Origin of the sequence: Streptomyces sp. RP5T, from assembly GCF_003933965.1 — a bacterium.
Taxonomy (GTDB): domain Bacteria; phylum Actinomycetota; class Actinomycetes; order Streptomycetales; family Streptomycetaceae; genus Streptomyces.
The window spans coordinates 1-7,838 of sequence record NZ_RSAJ01000404.1; the positions used below are offsets into that span (position 1 = coordinate 1).

The following is a 7,838-nucleotide window of genomic DNA, read 5'->3' on the forward strand; positions in this document are numbered from 1 at the left end:
CCCCCGAGGAGGCCCGCGCCATCGCCTCCTGGGACCGCGACCTCGACGCCCTCACCGGCGAACTCCTGCGCGCGCGGGACGCCGTCACCGACGTCCCCCTGCCGGCGTCGCTCACCGCGACCCAGGTGATCCGCCTGGCCGCCGATCCCGACGGGCTCGCGCAGGAACTCGCGCGCCCCATGCCGCGCCCTCCGCAACCCGCCGCACGTCAGGGCACCCGCTTCCACGCCTGGGTCGAGGCCCGCTTCGAAGCCCTGACCCTGCCCCTGCTGGAGCCGGACGACCTGCCCGGCAACGACGCCGAGATCGCCGACGAACGCGACCTGGAAGCCCTCAAGGACGCCTTCGAGCGCACCGAGTACGCCCACCGCACCCCCTACCGCCTGGAGACGCCCTTCCAGCTCGCCATCGCGGGCCGCGTGATCCGGGGCCGCATCGACGCCGTCTACCGGCACGACGACGGAGACACCACGACGTACGAGATCGTCGACTGGAAGACCGGCCGCACCCGCACCGCCGACCCCCTGCAGCTCGCCGTGTACCGGCTGGCCTGGGCCGAACGGCAGGGCGTGCCTGTGGAATCGGTCACGGCGACGTTCCTGTACGTCCGCACCGGAGACGTCGTACGCCCCAGGAACCTCCCGGACCGGGCGGCCCTGGAGCGGCTGCTCACCCAGGAACCGGGAGGACCGTCGAGCGGCTCCGCTCAGACGGACTGTGCAGACGGACTGTGAGGAACCGCCCACCGAGGATGTCGGTGCGGGCCGATAGGCTCAAGACCATGAGCCAACCCGTTGACAGTGACGTCAGCGCTGTCCGTACGTACATCGAGCAGCATCGCGCCGGCTTCCTCGACGACCTCGCCGAATGGCTGCGCATCCCCTCCGTCTCGGCCCAGCCCGACCACGCCCCCGATGTACGCCGCAGCGCCGACTGGCTCGCGGCCAAGCTCAAGGAGACCGGCTTCCCCACCGCCGAGGTCTGGGAGACGCAGGGCGCGCCCGCCGTCTTCGCCGAGTGGCCCGCCGACGACCCCGCGGCGCCCACGGTCCTCGTCTACGGCCACCACGACGTGCAGCCCGCCGCCCGCGAGGACGGCTGGGACAGCGACCCCTTCGAGCCGGTCGTCCGCGAGGGCCGCCTCCACGCGCGCGGGGCGGCCGACGACAAGGGCCAGGTCTGGTTCCACACCCTCGGTGTCCGCGCCCACCTCGCCGCCACCGGCCGCACCGCCCCGGCGGTGCACCTGAAGCTGCTCGTCGAGGGCGAGGAGGAGTCCGGCTCCCCGCACTTCCGCGCTCTCGTCGAGGAGCACGCGAGCAGGCTCGCCGCCGACGCCGTGATCGTCTCCGACACCGGCATGTGGGGCGAGGACACCCCCACCGTGTGCACCGGCATGCGCGGCCTCGCCGAGTGCGAGATCCAGTTCCACGGCCCCGACCAGGACATCCACTCCGGCTCCTTCGGCGGTGCCGTCCCCAACCCGGCCACGGCCGCCGCCCGCCTCGTCGCCGCCCTGCACGACGACCACGCGCGCGTGGCGATCCCCGGCTTCTACGACGGCATCGTCGAGCTGACCGACCGCGAACGCGAACTCTTCGCCGAGCTGCCCTTCGACGAGACGCAGTGGTTGCGCACCGCCAAGTCGCACGCCACCCACGGAGAGAGCGGACACACCACCCTGGAGCGCGTCTGGGCCCGCCCCACCGCCGAGGTCAACGGCATCGGCGGCGGCTACCAGGGCCCCGGCAGCAAGACCATCGTCCCCTCCTCCGCCATGGCCAAGCTCTCCTTCCGCCTGGTCGCGGGCCAGGACCCCGGCCACATCGAGAAGGTGGTCCGCGCCTGGGCCGCCGAACAGGTGCCCGCCGGCATCCGGCACGAGATCACCTTCGCCGCCGCCACGCGCCCGTGCCTGACCCCGCTGGACCACCCGGCCCTGCAGTCCGTCGTACGGGCCATGGGCCGCGCCTTCGGCAAGCCGGTCCGCTTCACTCGCGAAGGCGGCTCGGGCCCCGCGGCGGACCTCCAGGAGGTCCTCGGCGCACCGGTGCTGTTCCTCGGCATCTCCGTCCCCTCCGACGGCTGGCACGCGCCGAACGAGAAGGTCGAGCTCGATCTGCTGCTCAAGGGCGTCGAGACCGCCGCCTATCTGTGGGGTGATCTCGCCGAGCACTGGAGCCATGCGCCCTGACCGCCCCGCGCCGCCCGGACCGGCAGCGCGCGGGGCACACTGAGAAGGCCGCCCCGCACCGCGAAGCCCGCCGGACCCGGCCGCCGCGCCGCACGACCCGACGAACCGCCCGCCGAACCCATCCGCAGCACCGGGGGAGTTGGAAGCACCCGTGACCACCTGGACCGACCACACCGCCGACCGTCCCGTCTCGCTCACCGCACCCAGCGGCATAGACCGCGCCGCACACCACCGGCTCGACGAGGCCTGGCTCGCCGCGGCGTGGAGCCACCCCACGACCCGCTGCTTCGTGGTGTCCGGAGGTCAGGTCCTCATCGACGAGACGGCGGACGGCCGTACCGAACTCGTCATGACCCCGTCCTTCGAGGCCCCGCTCACCGAGGCGCACCGCTACTTCCTCGGCATCGACGAGGACGGCGTCCGCTACTTCGCCCTCCAGAAGGACGCCCTGCCGGGCCGCATCGACCAGTCCGCGCGCCCCGCGGGACTGCGCGAGGCCGGCCTGCTGCTGTCCGCGCGCGAGGCGGGCCTGATGGTGCACGCGGTCGGTCTGGAGAACTGGCAGCGCACCCACCGCTTCTGCTCCCGCTGCGGCGAGCGCACGGTCATCGCCGCGGCCGGACACATCCGCCGCTGCCCCGCCTGCGGCGCCGAGCACTACCCGCGCACCGACCCGGCCGTGATCATGGCCGTCACGGACGACGAGGACCGCATCCTGCTCGGCCGCCAGGTGCACTGGCCGGAGGGCCGCTTCTCGACGCTGGCCGGCTTCGTCGAGCCGGGCGAGTCCATCGAGCAGTCGGTGCGGCGCGAGGTCTTCGAGGAGGCCGGCATCACCGTCGGCCCGGTCGAGTACGTCGCGAGCCAGCCCTGGCCGTTCCCCTCCAGCCTCATGCTCGGCTTCATGGCCCGCGCCACCTCCACCGACATCAACGTCGACGGCGACGAGATCCACGAGGCCCGCTGGTTCTCCCGCGACGGACTCCAGGCCGCCTTCGAGTCCGGCGAGGTCCTCCCGCCGTACGGCATTTCGATCGCGGCTCGGCTGATCGAGCTCTGGTACGGCAAGCCGCTGCCGACCAGGAGCTTCGTCTGAGAAAGGCGGTTCCCGAGCTGCCTCGGGAACCGCCTCCACGTCACGGAACCTACGCGCTGATCTTCTGCTTCACCTGCGCCAGCGACGGGTTCGTGAGCGTCGAACCGTCGGCGAACAGCACCGTGGGAACCGTCTGGTTCCCGCCGTTCGCCTTCTCCACGAAGGCCGCGGACGCCGGGTCCTGCTCGATGTTGATCTCGGTGTACGCGATGCCCTCGCGGTCCAGCTGCTTCTTCAGCCGCTGGCAGTAACCGCACCAGGTGGTGCTGTACATCGTCACAGTGCCCTGCATGTCTCGCGCGCTCCTTCGGTGGCTCGGGGGAAGAGGTCGTCCGGTGGGGAAACGTACGCGGCCGGGGAGCCATTCCCGACCCGGGGTGCCCGACGGGTGACGCCTGCCGCATTAGTACGACTGCGGCCGCCTGCCTGTGGACAACCGGCTCACCCGTCTCCGCCGACCTGGCAGCATGGCCATGTGACAGCAGCAACGCACTCCACGCTCTTCCCGCGCACACCGGACTCGGCCGACGCGGTGCTCGAAGGGCTCGACCCCGAGCAGCGCGAGGTGGCCACGGCCCTGCACGGGCCGGTGTGCGTGCTGGCGGGCGCCGGCACCGGCAAGACCCGGGCGATCACCCACCGCATCGCCTACGGGGTGCGGGCCGGGATCCTCCAGCCCTCCAGCGTGCTCGCGGTCACCTTCACCAACCGCGCCGCCGGGGAAATGCGCGGACGGCTGCGCCAGCTCGGCGCCGCGGGCGTGCAGGCGCGCACCTTCCACTCGGCCGCCCTGCGCCAGCTCCAGTACTTCTGGCCGAAAGCGGTCGGCGGCTCCATGCCCCGGCTCGTCGACCGCAAGATCCAGCTCGTCGCCGACGCGGCCGCCGCCTGCCGCATCCGCCTCGACCGGGGCGAGCTGCGGGACGTCACCGGCGAGATCGAATGGTCCAAGGTCACCCAGACCGTGCCCTCCGACTATGCCCTCGCAGCCGCGAAGGCCGGCCGCGAGACCCCTCGCGCCGCGGCCGAGATCGCCCAGCTCTACGCCGCCTACGAGGACCTCAAGCGCGACCGCCCCGTCATCGACTTCGAGGACGTCCTGCTGCTGACCGTCGCCGTCCTGCAGGACCGGCACGACATCGCCGAGCAGGTGCGCTCCCAGTACCAGCACTTCGTCGTCGACGAGTACCAGGACGTCAGCCCGCTCCAGCAGCGCCTGCTGGAGCTGTGGCTCGGGCAGCGCGACAACCTGTGCGTAGTGGGCGACGCCAGCCAGACGATCTACTCGTTCACCGGCGCAACTCCCGACCATCTGCTCGACTTCCGCATCCGCCACCCCGGGGCCACCGTCGTCAAGCTGGTCCGCGACTACCGCTCCACCCCCCAGGTCGTCCATCTCGCCAACGGCCTGCTCGCCCAGGCCCGCGGCCGCGCCGCCGACCACCGGCTGGAACTGATCTCACAGCGTCGCCCCGGCCCGGAGCCCGTCTACAGCGAGTACACCGACGAGCCCGCCGAGGCCGAGGGCGCCGCCCGCCGCATCCGGGAACTCATGCACGCGGGCGTCCGGGCCAGCGAGATCGCCGTCCTGTTCCGCACCAACTCCCAGTCCGAGACCTACGAGCAGGCCCTCGCGGACGCCGGAGTGCCCTACCAGCTGCGCGGCGCCGAGCGGTTCTTCGACCGGCCCGAGGTGCGCAGGGCCATCGTCAAGCTCCGGGGCGCGGCCCGCTTCGGCGGCAACGACTCCCAGCTGGACGACGCGGTCGACCTGCCCTCCCAGGTGCGTGCCGTGCTCTCGGGCGAGGGCTGGACCAGCGAGCCGCCGTCCGGCTCCGGGGCCGTCAGGGAGCGCTGGGAGTCGCTGGCCGCCCTGGTGAACCTCGCGCACGACTTCGCCGCCGCGCGCCCCGGCGCCGGTCTCAACGACCTGGTGGCCGAACTCGACGAGCGGGCCGGCGCCCAGCACGCCCCGACCGTCGAGGGCGTCACCCTCGCCTCCCTGCACTCGGCCAAGGGACTGGAGTGGGACGCCGTGTTCCTCGTCGGTGTCGCCGAGGGCATGATGCCGATCAGTTACGCGAAGACCGACGAGCAGATCGAGGAGGAGCGCAGGCTCCTCTATGTCGGCGTCACCCGCGCACGCGAGCGCCTGCATGTCTCCTGGTCGCTCTCCCGCTCGCCCGGCGGTCGCGCCAACCGCCGTCCCAGCCGTTTCCTCGACGGGTTGCGCCCCGGCTCCACCGCCACCACGGGACGGGCCGCGGGCGGCGGTGCCGGAGGTGTCGAGCGCGGCTTCACCAGCGCCGTCAGCGCCGCCCCCAGACGTACCCCGCGCACCCCGGCGCGCTGCCGGGTGTGCGGGCGCACGCTGACCGACGCGGGCGAGATGAAGCTCATGCGGTGCGAGGACTGCCCCTCCGACATGGACGAGGGCCTCTATGAGCGGCTGCGTGACTGGCGTGCCGTGCAGGCGCAGCGCAGTGGGCAGCCGGCCTACTGCGTCTTCACGGACAAGACCCTGATGGCGATCGCCGAGGCCGTGCCCGACGACGAGCGCGAACTGGCGCGGATCCCGGGCGTCGGCCTGCGCAAGCTCAACCGCTACGGAGCCGATGTGCTGACCATCTGCGCAGGCCAGGAGATTACGGAAGAAGGGGACGAGGGCTGATTTCAACTCGTCGAAAAAATAGTTTGCGCATGCCCCGGCAATCCCCATAGGTTCTTAGCCACGGGGACGGAGGCCTTCTCGGAGGCCCCGATTCCGTGTTCTACTTGCATATCCGTCGGACAGTGGCTCGCGCCGCCGTCCCCAGAGACGCCGAGAGGAGGCGATTGAAGTGATCAGCATGAACAGCACCAAGGCCATCAGCACCGCCAAAATGACCGATCGCTCGGTCGTCTCCGCGTGCATGCTCGGCGTTTCGAACCTGGGCACCGGTCTGTCCGGCATTCCTGCCGTGCGTCCGGCGTCCTCCGTGTCTCTCGCGGTCCTTCCGGTCCGTGAGCGCAATGAGCGACCGACCAAGGCACTGGAAGCAGTAGTGGCACAGGCGCATGCCTATGCCTTTGCGGCGGCCGGTGCCGGATTCCGGAAGCAGACGACGCAGCACCACCTGATGTGGGCCTTCCGTGGGCCAGAACCCTGGAGTGATCCAGCCTGATCGTCGATCAGGCCGGCGCCTTCAGGGCCGCGGAACCCCATCCGGGATCCGCGGCCCTTCTGTTTTCCCCGAACGGGGAGAGCGGAGCGAAGGGGTCTCGGGACAAGAAAAGAACCCGGTACCAAGCGACTACCGGTCCCACAGGGCCGGACCGAACAGACGAGGAAGACGACCCGTGCAACTCGAAGCGCACGCCCCGTCCGTACCGCCTTCCGAAACGATCCCCCCGCCCGGCCTCACGGAGGACTCCACCTTGATCCCGCTCACCGCGCTCACCGCGCTCGACGACGCCATCGAGAACCTCGGCGTACCCGTCCCCTGCCGTTCCTACGACCCGGAGGTCTTCTTCGCCGAGTCGCCGGCGGATGTCGAGTACGCCAAGTCCCTCTGCCGCACCTGCCCGCTGATGGAGGCATGCCTCGCCGGCGCCAAGGAGCGGCGTGAGCCCTGGGGCGTCTGGGGTGGAGAGCTGTTCGTCCAGGGTGTCGTCGTCGCCCGGAAGCGACCGCGTGGCCGCCCGCGCAAGAACCCGGTCACGGCATGAACATCACAGGAACGATCGACCGCCCCCTCACGAACGACCCCACGAAGCAGGCCCCGATGAAGCCGTCCACCAGCGAGCCCGCCGGCTCCGCGATCCCAGACTTCACCACCACCGACGCGAACGACTCGCGTCAGAACAGGACCCGAGAGATGCAACTCATCCCAGAAGCCCTGGCTCGCGCGCATATGCGCGACCGGCTGCATGAGGCCGAGCGGGAACGCCGGGCGATGCGCCTGGTGACCGCTCGCCGGATGCAGCGCCGGGCCGAGCGCGCCTCCCTGCGTGCTCGCCGTGCGCTCGCCATGGCCGTCATGCAGTAACACGACCCGGTAGTTCCCCGCGGGGGCCGGTCCGTCCGAACGGACCGGCCCCCGCGGTGCGTTGGCGCACCGAACCGTCGGACCGGGCGTTATCGTCGCCGAGTGACAAGTCTTCCGGGCGACGGCGACGGCGACGACGGCGGACGCGACGCGGACCCCGGCGACGACGAGGCGAGGCCGCGGCCCCTCGTCTGCGCCCGCTGCGGCACGCGGGCGGAGGACCTGCGGCCCACCTGGACCTTCTCCGTGGAGAACGGCGTCCGCCAGTACTTCTGCGACACCTGCTCCCGGGAGAACCTCAGGGCCATCGAGGGGCGGCTCGACTCGGACTGGTGGTAGCCGATCCGGCTCAGGCCTCCGCGGCCGCTTCCTCCTCGTCCTCCTCCATCGGCAGGAACCCCGGCAGCCATTCCTCCAGTTCTTCGCGCAGCCGGACCGTCGCACCCAGCTGGCACAGGACGCCGATGGTGCTCAGGGTGACCCGGTGGATCAGGAGGTACGCCGGGGGCAGGTTGAGCTG

General features: G+C 71.5%; 9 protein-coding genes and 1 pseudogene. 8 read left to right on the forward strand and 2 right to left on the reverse strand.

Translation table 11 applies throughout. The annotated features are described in order from the left end of the window. The 3 genes from EHS43_RS31360 to nudC form a co-directional block, all read left to right on the forward strand. Positions 1 to 734, forward strand: a 734-nt coding sequence (locus EHS43_RS31360) for a PD-(D/E)XK nuclease family protein (RefSeq protein ID WP_148104130.1), incomplete at its 5' end; no start/stop codon positions are given. Between the two features lie 47 nt (positions 735 to 781). Next, positions 782 to 2,194: a dipeptidase gene (locus EHS43_RS31365; protein WP_125194075.1), complete on the forward strand. Its 1,413-nt coding sequence runs from the start codon at positions 782 to 784 to the stop codon at positions 2,192 to 2,194. A 151-nt stretch (positions 2,195 to 2,345) separates the two neighbouring features. Beyond that, a complete protein-coding gene (nudC, locus tag EHS43_RS31370) occupies positions 2,346 to 3,290 on the forward strand; it encodes an NAD(+) diphosphatase (protein ID WP_125194076.1) in 945 nt (314 codons plus the stop codon). 49 nt (positions 3,291 to 3,339) lie between these two features. Here nudC and EHS43_RS31375 read toward each other — a convergent pair whose 3' ends face one another. Next, positions 3,340 to 3,582, reverse strand: coding sequence for a mycoredoxin (locus tag EHS43_RS31375; protein ID WP_037719776.1), 243 nt, complete (start codon positions 3,580 to 3,582; stop codon positions 3,340 to 3,342). Between the two features lie 183 nt (positions 3,583 to 3,765). Here EHS43_RS31375 and EHS43_RS31380 point away from each other — a divergent pair, with 183 nt between their 5' ends. The 5 genes from EHS43_RS31380 to EHS43_RS31400 all read left to right on the forward strand — a co-directional run bounded on the left by EHS43_RS31380 (position 3,766) and on the right by EHS43_RS31400 (position 7,657). Further along, complete coding sequence (locus EHS43_RS31380; protein WP_185806492.1) at positions 3,766 to 5,961, forward strand: ATP-dependent DNA helicase UvrD2; 2,196 nt, start codon at positions 3,766 to 3,768, stop codon at positions 5,959 to 5,961. A gap of 169 nt (positions 5,962 to 6,130) precedes the next feature. After that, on the forward strand, positions 6,131 to 6,454 hold the full coding sequence (locus EHS43_RS31385) for a hypothetical protein (RefSeq protein ID WP_125194077.1): 324 nt from the start codon (positions 6,131 to 6,133) through the stop codon (positions 6,452 to 6,454). A 175-nt stretch (positions 6,455 to 6,629) separates the two neighbouring features. Then, positions 6,630 to 6,998 carry a WhiB family transcriptional regulator gene (locus EHS43_RS31390; RefSeq protein WP_020119791.1) on the forward strand — a complete coding sequence of 123 codons (369 nt, stop codon included), beginning with the start codon at positions 6,630 to 6,632 and terminating at the stop codon, positions 6,996 to 6,998. Continuing rightward, the gene (locus EHS43_RS31395; RefSeq protein ID WP_125194078.1) at positions 6,995 to 7,318 is read left to right on the forward strand and encodes a hypothetical protein; all 324 of its coding nucleotides are present in this window, start codon (positions 6,995 to 6,997) and stop codon (positions 7,316 to 7,318) included. The genes EHS43_RS31390 and EHS43_RS31395 overlap by 4 nt, the downstream gene beginning before the upstream one ends. A 102-nt stretch (positions 7,319 to 7,420) precedes the next feature. After that, a complete protein-coding gene (locus EHS43_RS31400; RefSeq protein ID WP_125194079.1) occupies positions 7,421 to 7,657 on the forward strand; it encodes a hypothetical protein in 237 nt (78 codons plus the stop codon). Between the two features lie 10 nt (positions 7,658 to 7,667). Here the strand turns inward: EHS43_RS31400 and EHS43_RS48205 are convergent. Beyond that, positions 7,668 to 7,838, reverse strand: a pseudogene (locus tag EHS43_RS48205) (AarF/ABC1/UbiB kinase family protein); the annotation flags it as partial.